16 protein-coding genes are annotated in these 13997 nt (G+C 60.5%); 11 read left to right on the forward strand and 5 right to left on the reverse strand.

Annotated features, from left to right (window positions below; translation table 11 throughout):
- Window positions 1-36: 36 nt before the first annotated feature.
- From BLP23_RS05755 to otsA, 4 genes are read left to right on the forward strand one after another with little or no spacing between them, the layout of a single operon-like run.
- Entirely contained in the window at window positions 37-1533 is a 1497-nt protein-coding gene (locus BLP23_RS05755) for a S10 family peptidase (protein ID WP_092583893.1), read from the forward strand.
- Between the two features lie 7 nt (window positions 1534-1540).
- Window positions 1541-1942: a GFA family protein gene (locus BLP23_RS05760; protein WP_092583894.1), complete on the forward strand. Its 402-nt coding sequence runs from the start codon at window positions 1541-1543 to the stop codon at window positions 1940-1942.
- Between the two features lie 37 nt (window positions 1943-1979).
- Window positions 1980-2777 carry a trehalose-phosphatase gene (gene otsB, locus BLP23_RS05765; RefSeq protein WP_092583895.1) on the forward strand — a complete coding sequence of 266 codons (798 nt, stop codon included), beginning with the start codon at window positions 1980-1982 and terminating at the stop codon, window positions 2775-2777.
- Window positions 2778-2821: 44 nt separating this feature from the next.
- Window positions 2822-4195 (forward strand): alpha,alpha-trehalose-phosphate synthase (UDP-forming), encoded by a 1374-nt coding sequence (gene otsA, locus BLP23_RS05770; protein WP_022713424.1) that lies wholly within the window; start codon window positions 2822-2824, stop codon window positions 4193-4195.
- Here the strand turns inward: otsA and BLP23_RS05775 are convergent.
- Complete coding sequence (locus BLP23_RS05775) at window positions 4176-5096, reverse strand: choline sulfate utilization transcriptional regulator (RefSeq protein WP_092583896.1); 921 nt, start codon at window positions 5094-5096, stop codon at window positions 4176-4178. The genes otsA and BLP23_RS05775 overlap by 20 nt on opposite strands.
- 111 nt (window positions 5097-5207) lie before the next feature.
- Between BLP23_RS05775 and BLP23_RS33000 the strand changes: the two genes are divergently transcribed.
- On the forward strand, window positions 5208-5372 hold the full coding sequence (locus BLP23_RS33000; protein WP_407691766.1) for a hypothetical protein: 165 nt from the start codon (window positions 5208-5210) through the stop codon (window positions 5370-5372).
- Window positions 5373-5392: 20 nt separating this feature from the next.
- Complete coding sequence (gene betC, locus BLP23_RS05780; protein ID WP_092583897.1) at window positions 5393-6907, forward strand: choline-sulfatase; 1515 nt, start codon at window positions 5393-5395, stop codon at window positions 6905-6907.
- A gap of 25 nt (window positions 6908-6932) precedes the next feature.
- Here betC and BLP23_RS05785 read toward each other — a convergent pair whose 3' ends face one another.
- Entirely contained in the window at window positions 6933-7640 is a 708-nt protein-coding gene (locus tag BLP23_RS05785) for a glutathione S-transferase family protein (protein WP_092583898.1), read from the reverse strand.
- Between the two features lie 113 nt (window positions 7641-7753).
- Between BLP23_RS05785 and BLP23_RS05790 the strand changes: the two genes are divergently transcribed.
- Entirely contained in the window at window positions 7754-8650 is an 897-nt protein-coding gene (locus BLP23_RS05790) for a LysR substrate-binding domain-containing protein (RefSeq protein WP_092583899.1), read from the forward strand.
- 9 nt (window positions 8651-8659) lie between these two features.
- On the opposite strand, the gene BLP23_RS05795 is transcribed toward BLP23_RS05790, so the two are convergent.
- Window positions 8660-8962 (reverse strand): ArsR/SmtB family transcription factor, encoded by a 303-nt coding sequence (locus BLP23_RS05795; protein WP_092583900.1) that lies wholly within the window; start codon window positions 8960-8962, stop codon window positions 8660-8662.
- 50 nt (window positions 8963-9012) lie between these two features.
- Here BLP23_RS05795 and BLP23_RS05800 point away from each other — a divergent pair, with 50 nt between their 5' ends.
- Window positions 9013-9951, forward strand: coding sequence for a threonine/serine dehydratase (locus BLP23_RS05800; RefSeq protein WP_092583901.1), 939 nt, complete (start codon window positions 9013-9015; stop codon window positions 9949-9951).
- Here the strand turns inward: BLP23_RS05800 and BLP23_RS05805 are convergent, their stop codons facing one another.
- Window positions 9952-10479 carry an Lrp/AsnC family transcriptional regulator gene (locus BLP23_RS05805; protein WP_092583902.1) on the reverse strand — a complete coding sequence of 176 codons (528 nt, stop codon included), beginning with the start codon at window positions 10477-10479 and terminating at the stop codon, window positions 9952-9954.
- 82 nt (window positions 10480-10561) lie between these two features.
- Between BLP23_RS05805 and BLP23_RS05810 the strand changes: the two genes are divergently transcribed.
- Window positions 10562-10948, forward strand: a complete 387-nt coding sequence (locus BLP23_RS05810; RefSeq protein ID WP_092583903.1) for a RidA family protein — start codon at window positions 10562-10564, stop codon at window positions 10946-10948.
- A 7-nt stretch (window positions 10949-10955) separates the two neighbouring features.
- Here BLP23_RS05810 and BLP23_RS05815 read toward each other — a convergent pair whose 3' ends face one another.
- Window positions 10956-12539: a peptide chain release factor 3 gene (locus tag BLP23_RS05815; protein WP_092583904.1), complete on the reverse strand. Its 1584-nt coding sequence runs from the start codon at window positions 12537-12539 to the stop codon at window positions 10956-10958.
- Window positions 12540-12629: 90 nt separating this feature from the next.
- On the opposite strand from BLP23_RS05815, the gene dut reads away from it, so the two are divergent.
- Window positions 12630-13100, forward strand: coding sequence for a dUTP diphosphatase (gene dut / locus BLP23_RS05820; protein WP_092583905.1), 471 nt, complete (start codon window positions 12630-12632; stop codon window positions 13098-13100).
- Window positions 13097-13996 carry a GNAT family N-acetyltransferase gene (locus BLP23_RS05825; protein ID WP_092583906.1) on the forward strand — a complete coding sequence of 300 codons (900 nt, stop codon included), beginning with the start codon at window positions 13097-13099 and terminating at the stop codon, window positions 13994-13996. The genes dut and BLP23_RS05825 overlap by 4 nt, the downstream gene beginning before the upstream one ends.
- The last annotated feature ends 1 nt before the right edge of the window (window position 13997 follow it).

The following is a 13997-nucleotide window of genomic DNA, read 5'->3' on the forward strand; positions in this document are numbered from 1 at the left end:
TATCTATGATCGCGTTCCATCGCCCAGGAGGAAAGAGTGTCGTTCCGATCTGCCGCCATCCTGTTCGCGCTGCTGGCTCTCGCCGCACCTGCCGTCTCGAATGCCCAGGAACGGCCCGGCGTGTTGAAGCTGTTGCCGTCCGATTCCGTGACCCAGCATGAAAAAAATATCGGCGGCCGCAGGTTCGCCTATACGGCGACGGCGGGCACGCTCGATCTCTTCGGGCAGGACGGCGCTCGGACCGGCGCGATATTCTACACCGCCTATACCGCCAAGGGGGGTGCGGCCAACCGGCCGATTACCTTCGCTTTCAACGGCGGTCCGGGCGCGGCTTCCGCATTTTTGCACCTTGGGCTCGTCGGGCCGCGCATATTGGATTTCGGTCCGCAGGCCCGGGACGGCGCAAATGCGAAGCTCGTCGACAATCCGCAGAGCTGGCTCGATTTCACCGATCTCGTGCTGATCGATCCGATCGGCACAGGATGGAGTCGCACGGCGAAAGCCGACGACGCTTCGAACTACTACAACGTCAACGCCGATGCGCAGAGCATTGCAAAGGCGATCGCGCTTTATGTCGCGCACAAAAATCGCTCTGGCTCACCAAAATATCTTCTCGGCGAAAGCTACGGCGGTTTCCGTGCCGCAAAGGTCGCCGCTGCCCTTCGGCAAAGCCAAGGCATCATCATCGCCGGCGCGGTCATGCTGTCGCCGTTGCTTGAGGGCCAGCTGATGTTCAATGCAGACCGGTTTGCGCTTGGGGCTGCTCTCGAGTTCCCGTCCCTCGCCGCCGCTGAAGCCGAGCGCCGCAAGACCTTCGACGAAAATGCGCAGCGAGACGCGGAGAAGTTCGCGCTCGGCGAATATCTGACGACCTTGGCGGGACCAGCTCCGGCGGGGGACGCTGCGAAGGCATTCTATGGCAAGGTCTCGACGATGACCGGCATTCCCGAAGACGTCGTCGCCCGAAACCGCGGCTTCCTGGGCAATGCCTTTGCCAAGAATTCCGCCAAGCAGCAGGGCGAGGTGATGAGCCCCTACGATGCCTCGTTCGCAACGCCCGACCCTTATCCGGAGTCAGATTCCGATCGTGGCGATGATGCGGTCCTCGACGGCTTTACCCGTGCTTATGGCGGCGCTTTTGCCGATTACGCACGCAACGAGCTCGGCTTCAGGACCGAGATGACCTATACGCTACTCGAAAGCGACGTCAGCCGTCAGTGGGAATGGGGCGGTGGACACGGCAGCGGCTCACGGCTGCAGGCGAGCATAACGGACGATATCCGCGAATTGCTGGGTTCCAATCCAAGCTTTCATTTGCTGATCGCACATGGCTACAGCGATATCGTTACGCCCTATGGGGTCAGCCGTTATGTCGTGGACCATCTGCCTGAGAGCCTGACGCGAGGCCGTGTAAGCCTGGACGTCTATCGCGGCGGCCATATGTTCTACACCAATGCGCAGGCGCGGGCCGCTTTTACCGCTGATGCCAAGGCCTTCTATGGTCAGCATCCGGCGGCGCAGATAGCCGAATGAGGAGCAGATGCACGTTACCGGTGGATGCCATTGCGGCGCGATTGCCTATGAGGCCGAGATCGATCCGGAGCGCGTCAGCATCTGTCATTGCACGGATTGCCAACGGCTGACGGGGACGGCCTATCGCGTCAGCACGGTTGCGCGACAGGAAGATTTCCGGCTTCTTCGCGGTACGCCGAAAACCTACGTCAAGCAGGGCGAAAGCGGAGCATACAGCCGGCAATTCTTCTGTCCTGATTGCGGCTCGCATCTCTATCGCATGGGAGAGGACACCGCCTTCGTCGGCATCCGCGTCGGCACGATCAATGAGCGGGCCGAACTGCCGCCGCGCAAGCAGATCTGGTGCCGCTCCGCGCTGCCCTGGACCGGCAATATCGAAGCCCTGCCCCGCTTCGAAACAGAAAGTTAGGGTTGCCTGAAGCGGGGCCTGACATAGATAGAGCCTCATGTCATACCAGAAGCAGTCTCTCAGCGCCTCGAAACCGGATGCGGTTTCAGGGGAAGACTCTATTCTCGCTGTTCTCTCCGCCGAGCCGGAAAAATGGGCTCTCTTCATGGATATCGATGGGACCTTGCTCGAGTTGGCCGAGACGCCCGACGACATCGTCGTTCCACCGTCGCTGCCGGCAAATCTCGACGCCTTGGCGACAAGGCTCGGAGGTGCGCTGGCCCTCGTGACCGGCCGGGGGCTCGACTATGCCGACCAGCTTTTTTCGCCGTTCCACTTTCCGATCGCCGGACTTCACGGTGCCGAGCGGCGCGACCCGGACGGACGCCTGCGCAAAGCCGAAGTAACAGCGCAATTCGAGCGGCTGAAGGCGGATCTCGCCGCCGAGACTGCAGGTTGGGCGGGGGTTCTGATCGAGGATAAGGGAGCAGCGGTCGCCGCACATTATCGGCTTGCCCCGGACAGGGAGCTCGAACTCGAACCATTGATGGAACAGGCGCTTAGTCGAGCCGGACCGAACTGGACGATCCAGCACGGCAAGATGGTGATCGAAATTCGCCCGGCCAGCGCCGACAAGGGCAACGCGGTCGAAGCCTTTCTCGCACATCCGGTCTTTGCCGGAAGACGCGCCATTGCGATCGGGGACGATGTGACCGACGAAGCGATGTTTCGCACGGTCAACCGGCTTGGCGGCCATTCGATCCGCGTCGGGCCGCTTTCGCCTGCGAGCGAAGCGCGCGGCTCCATCCCTTCTGCCGAAGCTCTGCGCGGCATCATCGAGACATTGGCCTCGTGAAGATTTGAGCACCCGACGTATTTTATTGCATGAAAGGAACTGGCATGAGCCGTCTCGTCATTGTTTCCAATCGCGTGCCCGTTCCCGACAAGGGCGGCATTGCGCCCGCCGGCGGACTGGCCGTCGCCCTGAAGGCAGCCCTTGAAGAGCGCGGCGGCATATGGATGGGCTGGTCGGGAAAATCGAGCGGCGAACATGAGCCGCAGCCGCTTGCACGGCTGCAGCAAGGCAACATCACCTATGCACTGACGGATCTGACCGATACCGATGTGGAAGAATACTATCACGGCTTTGCCAACCGCGTTCTCTGGCCGATCTGCCACTACCGTCTGGATCTTGCGGAATACGGCCGCAAGGAGATGGCCGGCTATTTCCGCGTCAACCGTTTTTTCGCTCATCGGCTGGCGCCGCTGATCGAACCCGATGACCTCATCTGGGTGCACGACTACCACCTGATCCCGCTCGCCGCGGAACTGCGTCAAATGGGCCTGAAGAACCGCATCGGCTTCTTCCTCCATATTCCATGGCCGCCTGCGGACGTGCTCTTCACAATGCCGGTTCACGAGCAGATCATGCGCGGCCTCTCGCACTACGATGTTGTCGGCTTTCAGACGGATCACGACCTTGAGAATTTCGCCGGTTGTCTCAGACGGGAAGGCATCGGCGACGAACTCGGCGAAGGCCGCTACAGCTCCCATGGTCGGACTTTCAAGGGCGGCGCCTATGCGATCAGCATCGAGACTGCAGCCTTTGCCGAATTCGCCCAAAGGGCCGCGAGCAACAGCATGGTCAAAAAAGCGCGTCTAAGCATCGAGGGCCGCAGCCTGATCATCGGCGTCGACCGCCTGGATTATTCCAAGGGAATCACGCAGCGCATCGACGCTTTCGAGCGCTTCATCCTGGCCAATCCGGCACAGCAGGGGCGCGTCACCTATCTGCAGATCACCCCGAAGTCCCGCTCCGAAGTGCCTGAATACGAAGCCATGCAACGCACCGTGGCCGAGCAGGCCGGCAGGGTGAACGGCGCTCTTAGCGCCGTCGATTGGGTGCCGATACGCTATATCAACCGATCCGTGGGACGCCACATTCTTGCGGGGCTCTACCGGCTCGGCAAAGTCGGTTTGGTGACCCCGCTCCGGGACGGGATGAACCTTGTCGCCAAGGAATATGTAGCCGCGCAAAACCCGGACGATCCGGGCGTGCTCGTGCTTTCGCGCTTCGCCGGTGCTGCCCGCGAGCTGAAAGGCTCCCTGCTGGTCAACCCCTACGACATCGAGGGTACGGCAAACGCGATGGCGAGGGCGCTCAGCATGCCGCTGGAAGAGCGGAAAGAGCGCTGGCAGATGATGATGGACCATTTGCTGGAACACGATGTGTCGCGCTGGTGCCGGGACTTTCTCAAAGATCTTGCGCCTTGAGCGCGTCTATGCCGGCCTCGGAGATCAGCCAGGCGGCAAGCCGATCAGTCTCCGCACTCTGCGCTTTCGGCGGCAAAAGCCAGTAGCCGCGGTCCGTGGCCTCCAACATCGGCCCGGCTGTAACCAGCATACGCGACGAGAGCAGCGAATCGACCAGACCCATCCAGCCGATCGCCAGCCCCTGCTCGCCGATCGCCGCCTGGACGACAAGCGAATATGTGTTGAAACTGAGCTCGCCCTGCCCTACGGCCGCATCACGATTGATGCCGAGCTCGGCGAGGTAGCTCTTCCAATCGAACCACGGCGACGGTGCGCGCGTATCGAGATGCAGAAGACGCGCGCTGGCAATCTCGAACGGATCGAAAAAGGGGCCGTTTCGATCCAGAAAGCCTTGGGTGCAAATCGGGACGACCCTTTCTGGCAGAAGGAGCGTCGCGTTGCTGCCGAATTCCTGCCGCGTTCCGAAGACGACGGCAATGTCGCCATCCGGCGGGCCGTGCTCCATGCGCTGTGTCGCGACGATCTGGATGTCCATTTCGGGATAAAGCAGGCGGAAGCTATGCATACGTGGGATCAGCCAGAGCGATGAGAAGGCGTAATCCGTCCTCAGCCTGATCGCCGGACGTTCGGATTGGCTGCGGAAACTGCGCACCAGCATGTCGATATCGTCAACCGCGCGAGAAGTAACGTCGAAAAGCCTGCGGCCCTCCGCTGTCAATTCGACACCGCGGTGCTGTCGCTGAAGGAGGCTGACGCCCAGGTGCTCTTCCAGGCGGCGGATCTGATAGCTGACAGCAGGCTGGGTCAGGCCGAGCGTTCCGGCCGCAGACGAGAGACTGCCCATTTTCCCCACCGCGGCAAATACGCGAACCCATCCAAGGTCAATTGGTCGCTCTGCCATAAGAAATCCTTTGATTACCTATTGAAAAAAGCCAGCTTCACAAGGGGAACTAACCTGGTGTTCAATAAATTGCTCGAATAACAGGGGAACCGCAATGGAAAGAATTCGCCCATGAACCGGTTCGCTGCCAGCCTCCTCTTCTCTCTCCTTGCTGGTGCCGCTCCAGCTGCATGGCTGAAGGCAAATCCAAAGACCATCGATCCGTGGCTCCTTGGCGTCACCACGCTTACGGGGAAGCCTGCTGCTGATGCCGTGAAAAGCTCGCTCGGTCTCTAATTTCCAAGGATAAACACCACATGGCGCGCCCGAATATCCTCATTCTCATGGTCGACCAGTTCAACGGAACGCTGTTTCCGGACGGACCGGCCGAATTTCTTCACGCGCCGCATCTGAAGGCATTGGCGGAGCGTTCCGTGCGTTTCGCCAACACCTATACGGCAAGCCCGCTCTGCGCTCCGGCGCGAGCCTCCTTCATGTCGGGCCAACTCCCCAGCCGGACACGCGTCTATGACAATGCCGCCGAATTTGCCTCCGATATCCCGACTTACGCGCACCATCTGCGGGCCGCCGGATATCAGACAGCGCTTTCCGGCAAGATGCATTTCGTCGGGCCAGATCAACTTCACGGCTTCGAGGAGCGGCTGACGACCGATATCTATCCCGCCGATTTCGGCTGGACGCCCGACTATACGAAACCCGGAGAGCGCATCGACTGGTGGTATCACAACCTCGGTTCGGTCACCGGCGCCGGCGTCGCCGAAATCACCAACCAGATGGAATATGACGACGAGGTCGCCTACCACGCGACCCGCAAACTCTACGATCTTTCGCGCCGGCAGGACGAGCGTCCATGGTGTCTGACCGTCAGCTTCACGCACCCGCATGACCCTTACGTGGCACGGCGGAAATTTTTTGATCTCTACGAAGACTGCCCGGCGCTCGACCCCGAGATCGGACCAATCCCGTTCGATGAGCTCGATCCGCATTCGCAGCGCCTGCTCAAGGCCTGCGACTACAAGGCTTTCGACATTACGCCCGAACACATCCGCCGGGCGCGCAGGGGCTACTTCGCGAGTATCTCTTATGTGGACGAGAAAATCGGTGAGATTCTCGACGTGCTCGAGCGCGGACGGATGGCGGATAACACCATCATCCTGTTTGTCTCCGACCACGGTGACATGCTCGGCGAACGCGGGCTGTGGTTCAAGATGTGCTTCTTCGACGGTTCGGCGCGGGTACCGCTGATGATTGCCGCACCCGGCTGGAAGGCAGCGCGAATCGATCAGCCGGTTTCAACGCTGGACGTGACGCCAACGCTGGCGGGACTTGCCGGTCTCGACATAAGTTCGCTCAAGAAATGGACCGACGGCGAGGATCTGGCCCCCCTCGCCACGGGCACCGGCAGTCGCGGCCCGGTGCCGATGGAATATGCTGCGGAAGGCTCGATCGCGCCGCTCGTCTGCCTGCGCGACAGGCGCTACAAGCTGTCGCTCTGCGAAAAAGACCCGCCGATGCTCTTTGACCTCGATGCCGATCCGCACGAGCTCAAGAACCTTGCTACGGACCCGGCCCATACCGCGACGCTCACGGCATTGACCCAACAGGCAAATAGGCGCTGGGACCTCGCACACTACGACCAATCCGTGCGGGAAAGTCAGGCACGCCGCTGGGTCGTTTATGCAGCGCTGCGCAATGGCGCCTATTATCCCTGGGACTACCAGCCGCTGCAAAAGGCCTCGGAACGCTATATGCGCAACCACATGGACCTTAACGTTCTGGAAGAGAACCAGCGATATCCGCGCGGGGAGTGACCCGCGCGGATAATTTTGCAAGGCATCAGGCTGCGTTTTTCAGATAGCCGAGCGCTTCCTCTAGCGTGACATGGCCACGAAAGCCACCTGTGCTTTCAGCCGGTTCTTCGTGTTCGATCGCCAGGGCAAAGCGCACTGCTGAATTTTCCTGCAGCCTTTCATAGAGGCTGTTGAGTGCCGGGAATTGCTTGCGATCCACGACATTATGGAAGTCGTTCCAGCGTGCGATGCCGGCGAAATATGCGTCGGCAAGGCTCGGTCCTTTGCCAAGCAGCCACTTGCGCCCGCCAAGAAGTTGCTCGAGTTCCGTATGGACCTTCTCGACCTTGGCAACGCCATAAGCGGTCAGCGCCTTCCTGGCATCCGGCTCCAGCTCATGCTCGATCGTGTACCAGAGCGAGCTGAATGCGTTGAAAAAGCTGGTGTTGAGATAGGCGAGCATCTGGTTCAGCCTATCAAACTCGGCGCTGCCCTGTGCAAAGCCGAGACCGTTGCGGATGTGGCCGGAAGCGATGTGGTTGAGGATTGCCATGCTCTCGCTGATGATCCGGCCATCGCCAAGCATGAGCGAAGGTGTTTCGCCGATCGCGTTGATCCGCCCATAGCCTTCGCTCGAGACGACTTCCGGCATCTCGATCCGGCACAAACGATAGGGCTCGCCTGACCATTCGAGTGCGACGATGGAGGCAAAAGAGCAGCCTTCCGGCACGCCGTAAAACAAAATCGGAGACATTCCTCGTTCCTTTCGAGATTGAACTGAATTCACGATCAGAATATCGTTTTGTGGACGATCGACGAACAGCTGCTCAAAATGCACATCAAAGTCTACAAGTATGGAAGATTGAGTTGAACTCCTTTAATCTCAACGATCTCAACCTTTTCGTTCACGCAGTCGAAGGCGGCAGCTTCACGGCCGCTGGACGGCGCCTCGGCGTTCCCAAATCCACGGTGAGCAAGCGGGTTGCGGAACTGGAGGCGAAGCTGGGCGCGCGACTGATCCAACGCACCTCGCGCAGCTTTTCACTCACGGATCTGGGACGCGATTTCTTCGAGCACGCGCAGGCGTCAGTCATCGAAGCGGAGATGGCGGAAAGCATTGTCCGGTCACGCCTCGGCGAGCCGAACGGCACCGTGCGCATCACGGCCTCGGTGCCGGCTTCGCAGTTCATGCTGGCCGAGCATCTGCCGGACCTGGCGGTCCGATATCCGAAGCTTAAGGTCTTTCTGCATGTCACCGATCGCTTCGTCGATATCGTACAAGAGGGCTTCGATATTGCATTGCGCAGCCATCAGCTGCCGCTTGCCGATTCAAGCCTCGTGCAGCGTAAATTGGCAGAGCATGAATTTCTTCTCGTCGCCGCGCCATCCTATGTCGACAGGCACGGGGCTCCACAAAGGCCGGAGGATCTCGTGGCACATGCTGCCGTCATGCCCAGCCTCACCGAGACGGCATGGCGGCTTTTCTCCGCCGCAGGGGACGAAACGCTGGTCAAGCCACCGCCGGTGATGGCGGCTGACGAACCTTTCGTCCTTCTGAGGGCCGCGGCGGCGGGAATGGGAATCACCATTCTTCCGACTTCCGTCTGCCGAGAGGCCATAGAGCAAGGGCGATTGATCCGTATCCTGCCAGAATGGACGGCGGGCAACATCACGACAACGGTGCTCCTGCCGCACCGGCGCGGCCAACTGCCATCAGTGCGCGCCGTGGTGGATTTCATAAGCGAGCGGCTGGGGCAGCCGTGACCCCTCCGATCATATGTGTGCAAAAAGCCCCTGCTTCAGCGCCGCGATGCGGTCGTCATTGCGCCGATAAAAGATCCATTGCTTTATACGTTTTGCGTGTAGCAGCTCCGCCTGCACCAATATACGCATATGTTCGCTAAGCGTTGCCGGAGTTATTCCCAGCTTTTCGGCGATGAGCACGGCGCAGACACCGTCGTCCTCTAGGTCGCCATCCACCTGAGGCGAAAAATGCTTCCGCGGCTCTTTCAACCATTCAAGGATGACGAGGCGTCGTTCATTGGCGAAGGCTTTCAGAATATCTACATCTTGCATTTCGTCATTTTGCCAAGTAACGAAATATTGTCAATCCATGGAGAGCCTGCATGCCGATCGCCCTTTCTGCCGAACGCATTGCCGAAATCGAAGGACTGATCCGCCCACATATCCGTCGCACACCCGTAATGTGCGTCGACATGCAGGATTTCGGCGGAGCGGCCATCAAGGTCGATCTCAAGCTCGAATGCCTGCAGCATTCCGGCTCCTTCAAGGCACGCGGCGCCTTTTCCCACCTCCTTACGCGGGAGGTGCCTAAAGCCGGCATCGTGGCAGCCTCCGGCGGCAACCACGGCGCGGCCGTTGCCTATGCCGCATCGCGGCTTGGCGTGCCGGCTACCATCTTCGTGCCGAGCGTCACCTCGCCTGCCAAGGCTGAGAAAATCCACGCCTACGGTGCCAATCTGGTCATCGGCGGAGAGCGTTATGCCGATGCGCTCGCGGCGAGCCAGACCCATGAGCGGGCAAGCGGCGCGCTTGCCATACATGCCTATGACCAGGTGGAGACGCTGCTCGGTCAGGGAACACTCGGCAAGGAGATCGAGGAGGACATGCCGGACATCACCACGTTGCTGGTCGCGGTCGGCGGCGGCGGATTGGTCGGCGGCATCGCTGCCTGGTTTCGCGGCCGGGTGAAGATCGTGGCCGTGGAATCCGATGGAGCGCCGACCCTCTACGAGGCCTTCAGGGCGGGTAAACCAATGGATGCTCCGGCAGGTGGCATTGCGGCAGATTCGCTTGCCCCGAAACGGGTTGGTGAACTGATGTTTCCTCTCGCGCAGCAGTTCGTGCAGCCGCCGGTGCTGGTAACGGACGATGAAATCCGTGCTGCTCAGAACGCCCTATGGGAAGGGGCGAGGGTCGTTGCCGAGCCCGGAGGTGCAGCGGCATTCGCAGCCCTGCTTTCCGGTAAATATGTTCCGGAACGGAATGAACGCGTCTGCGTCTTGGTCTGCGGCGCCAACACGGCTGCCGTGAAATTCGACTGACTATTCCGACGGCAACGGCACAGAGGGCCACTCGGCCGTGACTTGCGCCTGTACCGGCCGCTCGAGATACGTGGAAAGCGCGACATAGCTGCGCGTGCCGCTGACGCCCGGCACGGAATGAATCTGGCCGAGGAGAAACTCGAGCGCCTGCGGATTTTCCAACCGCACCTTGAGGATCATGCTGGCATCCCCGGCGACCGAGTGCATCTCTTCCACCTCCGGAAACCGGCTGATCTGCATCAGCCGTTCGCTCTTGCCCCAACCCGCCGCCTCCACATGCACGAAGGCCAACAGCGGCTTGCCGACTGCTGTGCCATCAAGCCGGGCGACCACATCCCGGATGACACCGGACCGCTTCAGCCGCTTGACCCGTTCGTGCACCGACGGCGGAGAAAGCCCTACCCTGTCTCCCAGTACGGCATAGCTCTGACCCGCATCGGCGGCGAGAGCGGCTAATATCTTTCGGTCGAACGGATCGAGGGAGGCCCTGTGCCGCCGCTTTTGCCGAATGCCTTCTGTATTTTCCATCGGTTCCTACTCCTGCACTTTCCAGCCGAACTTTATTCGGCAAAATAGCTGAAAAGCCATATGAAATTCCAGAGGAGCAGAAATGGAAATGATCGTTCGCAATCCTCACGACGGCATCTACACAGCCACGTCTGATTACGTGCATGCCATGGAGGTGCGCCATCCTGACCGTCTTGTTTTCGTTAGCGGAACGATGGGCCTTGATGAGGCTGGCGCAGCCGGCGTCGATCTAGACTCACAACTCCAACTGATCTGGTCGAACCTCAGGCGAATTCTGGCAGAGACACAAATGACCGCAGACAACATCGTGCGGCTGACCAGCTACCTGCGCGATGCATCCTTTGCCGAGGCAAACCAGATTGCGCGGGTGGCGGCGCTCGGAGCGCGTCGGGTGCCCACAACAGCCATCGTCGTCGAAACGCTGCAGGAGGAGTGGCTGGTCGAAATCGAGATCATTGCCGCCGCGTAAGTGGAAATCACGCCGCCTTGGCGACGTGATACTCCTTGATTGGGACCATTTTGATTGCCGGATAGCGCTCCGCCTCGTAGCGCAGCGAGAAGCTGTCCTGCGCCAAGAACACTGGGTCGCCGTCGAGATCGCGGGCGATATCGCCGCGTTTGACCGTCAGGAACTTTTCGAGGTCCGCCGGCTGATCGGACGATATCCAGCGGCAGACTGAGAAGCGCGACATTTCGAAAGAGACCGGCAGGCCGTACTCCGCCTGCAGGCGCTCCTTCAACACATCGAGCTGCAGAGCCCCGACGACGCCGACGATCGCCGGCGAACCGTCTTCCGGGGAAAAGAGCTGCACGACCCCTTCTTCGGCCATCTGCTGCAGGGCCTCCTTCAGCTTCTTCGCCTTCATCGCGTCTTCAAGACGGACGCGACGGAGAATTTCCGGCGAGAAGTTAGGCACGCCCTGGAACACCAGCGCTTCGCCTTCCGTCAGCGTATCGCCGATGCGCAGCGTGCCGTGGTTCGGAATACCGACGACGTCGCCCGCATAGGCGGTATCGGCGAGCTGTCTTTGCGAGGCAAAGAAAAACTGCGGCGCTGTGAGACCCAGTTGCTTGCCCGTGCGCGCGAGGCGTGCCTTCATGCCGCGTTCCAGCTTGCCGGAGCAGATGCGGGCGAAGGCGATGCGGTCGCGGTGGTTGGGGTCCATATTGGCCTGGATCTTGAAGACGAAGGCCGTCATCTTGTCTTCGCTTGCATGCACCTTGCGGGTATCGGCTATCTGGTCGCGCGGCGGCGGGGCGAATTCACCGAGCGCGTTTATGAGATCGCGGACACCGTAATTGCGGAGCGCCGAGCCGAAGAAGACCGGCGTCATGTGACCCTCGAGGAAAGCCTTGCGGTCGAAGGGCCGGCAAGCCTCCATCGCCAGTTCCGTCTCGTCGATAAAGGCAACCCGCTCGTTTTCCGGCAACCGATCAGCGACGCTCTGAGGTCCGTTGACCGGTGTTGCTTCCACTTCGGTATCTGAACCGCGCACAGTGTTTGTGGCCAGGTGATATGAGCCACAGAAAGTTTTGGAGCGGCCGATTGGCCAGGTGATCGGCGCGGTGTCGAGCGCCAGTTTTTCCTCCACCTCATCCAGGATTTCGAACGGATCGCGGCTTTCGCGGTCCATCTTGTTGATGAAGGTGATGATCGGGATATCGCGCATGCGGCAGACTTCAAAGAGCTTCAGCGTACGCGGCTCGATGCCTTTGGCGGCGTCGATCACCATGACGGCAGCGTCGACAGCTGTCAGCGTGCGATAGGTGTCGTCCGCGAAGTCTTCGTGGCCGGGCGTGTCGAGAATGTTGAAGACGTTGTCGTCATATTCGAAGGTCATGACGGAGGTCACCACAGAGATGCCGCGCTCGCGCTCGATCTTCATCCAGTCCGACCGGGTCTGAATGCGATCCTTCTTCGCCTTGACTTCGCCGGCGAGCTGAATTGCGCCGCCGAACAGAAGCAGCTTTTCGGTGAGCGTGGTTTTGCCCGCGTCCGGGTGCGCGATAATAGCGAATGTGCGGCGGCGAGAAACCGCCTCGGCGAGACTTTCGGCCATGATGTGAATCCTGTGGAATTGCGGCGTATCTAGCGATTAAAGCCCGCCATTGCAATTGACCTTGGGCGTCCCGGCGCAAAGTAATGTCGCATGACCATTCACAATGACATCCGTCCGCAGCTCAACCTTGTCCGTTTGCCCAATGGCGAAGGTCTCGACCTGCCCTCCTATGAGACGAGCGGTGCTGCGGGCATGGACCTTCGGGCAGCCGTTGCCGAGAACGAGCCGATGACGCTCGCGCCCGGCAAGCGCGCGCTGGTGCCGACCGGCTTCATCTTCGAAATTCCCGATGGCTACGAAGCGCAAGTTCGGCCCCGTTCCGGCCTCGCTTTCAAGCACGGCATCACCTGCCTCAACACTCCCGGCACGATCGACAGCGACTACCGCGGCGAAGTGAAGGTGCTGCTCGTCAATCTCGGCGATGAGCCGTTCGGAATCACGCGCGGCATGCGCATCGCGCAGATGGTGATCGCGCCGGTCACTCAGGTGCGCGTTGCAGAGATCACAGAAAGCACGAGCACGGCACGCGGCGCCGGCGGCTTCGGCTCGACCGGCGTGTGAGCAAGTCGTTCGAAAGTGCCGGGCTGACCTTTCGTCAGGACTATTTCGACGATCCGGCAGCATGGGCAGCGCTTGTCTCTCTCCTCGACGATACATTCGGCATCGATATCGGGCCGCTTCAAGTGCTCGGTGGCCCGGATCCGACAAGCATGCCTTTCGGCTGGTTTGCCGCCGACGGCACGCTTGCCGCCAATCTATCCGCCTTTGCCATGCCACTCGTCGTCAACGGCCGTCAGATCAACGCGGCCGCCTTTCAATCCGGCGCGGTTCGCCCGCCATGGCGCAAACGCGGGCTTTACCGCGACGTGACCTGTAAGGCGCTTGAATGGTGCGAGAGTCGGCAGTTCGAGGCTATCGTGCTCTATACCGACAAGCCTTTGCTCTACGAACCCTACGGCTTCCGCAGCCTGCCGATGCACCGTTACTGCGGGGCAGCACCGAAACCACATTCCGCGACAAGACCTGCCCGACAGCTCGATCCATGGAATAAGGCCGATCTCGCTTTGCTGCAGGAGGCGCTGAAGACGCGGGCACCGGTTTCGGATGTGCTGGCTGTTTCGGGCAATGCGGCAATGTTTCTCGTAAATACCCAACTCGATCCCGAGATTCGTTTGAGCTGGCTCGATGCAGAGAAAGCCGCCATCGCGTGGAAAGCCGGAGGGGCTGGCCGCTTCAGCCTGCTCGACGTCGTCGCTACGGAAATTCCGCCGCTTGCCGTCATCCTTGGCAGACTCGGCGAAGGGCCTGAACACGTCGACGTCTTCTTTTCGCCGGATAAGCTTGACTGGCGAGGAGAGGCTCTCGCCTTTGACAGCGGTACGGCCTTCATGGTCCGCGGTACGACCGATCTCGCGCCTGCGTCGCCCGCGATGCTCTCGCCGATGGGGGACTTCTAGA

The organism is Rhizobium mongolense subsp. loessense, from assembly GCF_900099775.1.
GTDB lineage: Bacteria > Pseudomonadota > Alphaproteobacteria > Rhizobiales > Rhizobiaceae > Rhizobium > Rhizobium loessense.

Excerpts from the sequence above, each read along its gene's own strand:
- BLP23_RS05760 (WP_092583894.1), top strand. The coding sequence starts at position 1,541 with ATGCACGTTACCGGTGGATGCCATTGCGGCGCGATTGCCTATGAGGCC.
- otsB (WP_092583895.1), top strand. The coding sequence starts at position 1,980 with ATGTCATACCAGAAGCAGTCTCTCAGCGCCTCGAAACCGGATGCGGTT.
- otsA (WP_022713424.1), top strand. The coding sequence starts at position 2,822 with ATGAGCCGTCTCGTCATTGTTTCCAATCGCGTGCCCGTTCCCGACAAG.
- BLP23_RS05775 (WP_092583896.1), bottom strand. The coding sequence starts at position 5,096 with ATGGCAGAGCGACCAATTGACCTTGGATGGGTTCGCGTATTTGCCGCG.
- BLP23_RS33000 (WP_407691766.1), top strand. The coding sequence starts at position 5,208 with ATGAACCGGTTCGCTGCCAGCCTCCTCTTCTCTCTCCTTGCTGGTGCC.
- betC (WP_092583897.1), top strand. The coding sequence starts at position 5,393 with ATGGCGCGCCCGAATATCCTCATTCTCATGGTCGACCAGTTCAACGGA.
- BLP23_RS05785 (WP_092583898.1), bottom strand. The coding sequence starts at position 7,640 with ATGTCTCCGATTTTGTTTTACGGCGTGCCGGAAGGCTGCTCTTTTGCC.
- BLP23_RS05795 (WP_092583900.1), bottom strand. The coding sequence starts at position 8,962 with ATGCAAGATGTAGATATTCTGAAAGCCTTCGCCAATGAACGACGCCTC.
- BLP23_RS05800 (WP_092583901.1), top strand. The coding sequence starts at position 9,013 with ATGCCGATCGCCCTTTCTGCCGAACGCATTGCCGAAATCGAAGGACTG.
- BLP23_RS05805 (WP_092583902.1), bottom strand. The coding sequence starts at position 10,479 with ATGGAAAATACAGAAGGCATTCGGCAAAAGCGGCGGCACAGGGCCTCC.
- BLP23_RS05810 (WP_092583903.1), top strand. The coding sequence starts at position 10,562 with ATGGAAATGATCGTTCGCAATCCTCACGACGGCATCTACACAGCCACG.
- BLP23_RS05815 (WP_092583904.1), bottom strand. The coding sequence starts at position 12,539 with ATGGCCGAAAGTCTCGCCGAGGCGGTTTCTCGCCGCCGCACATTCGCT.
- dut (WP_092583905.1), top strand. The coding sequence starts at position 12,630 with ATGACCATTCACAATGACATCCGTCCGCAGCTCAACCTTGTCCGTTTG.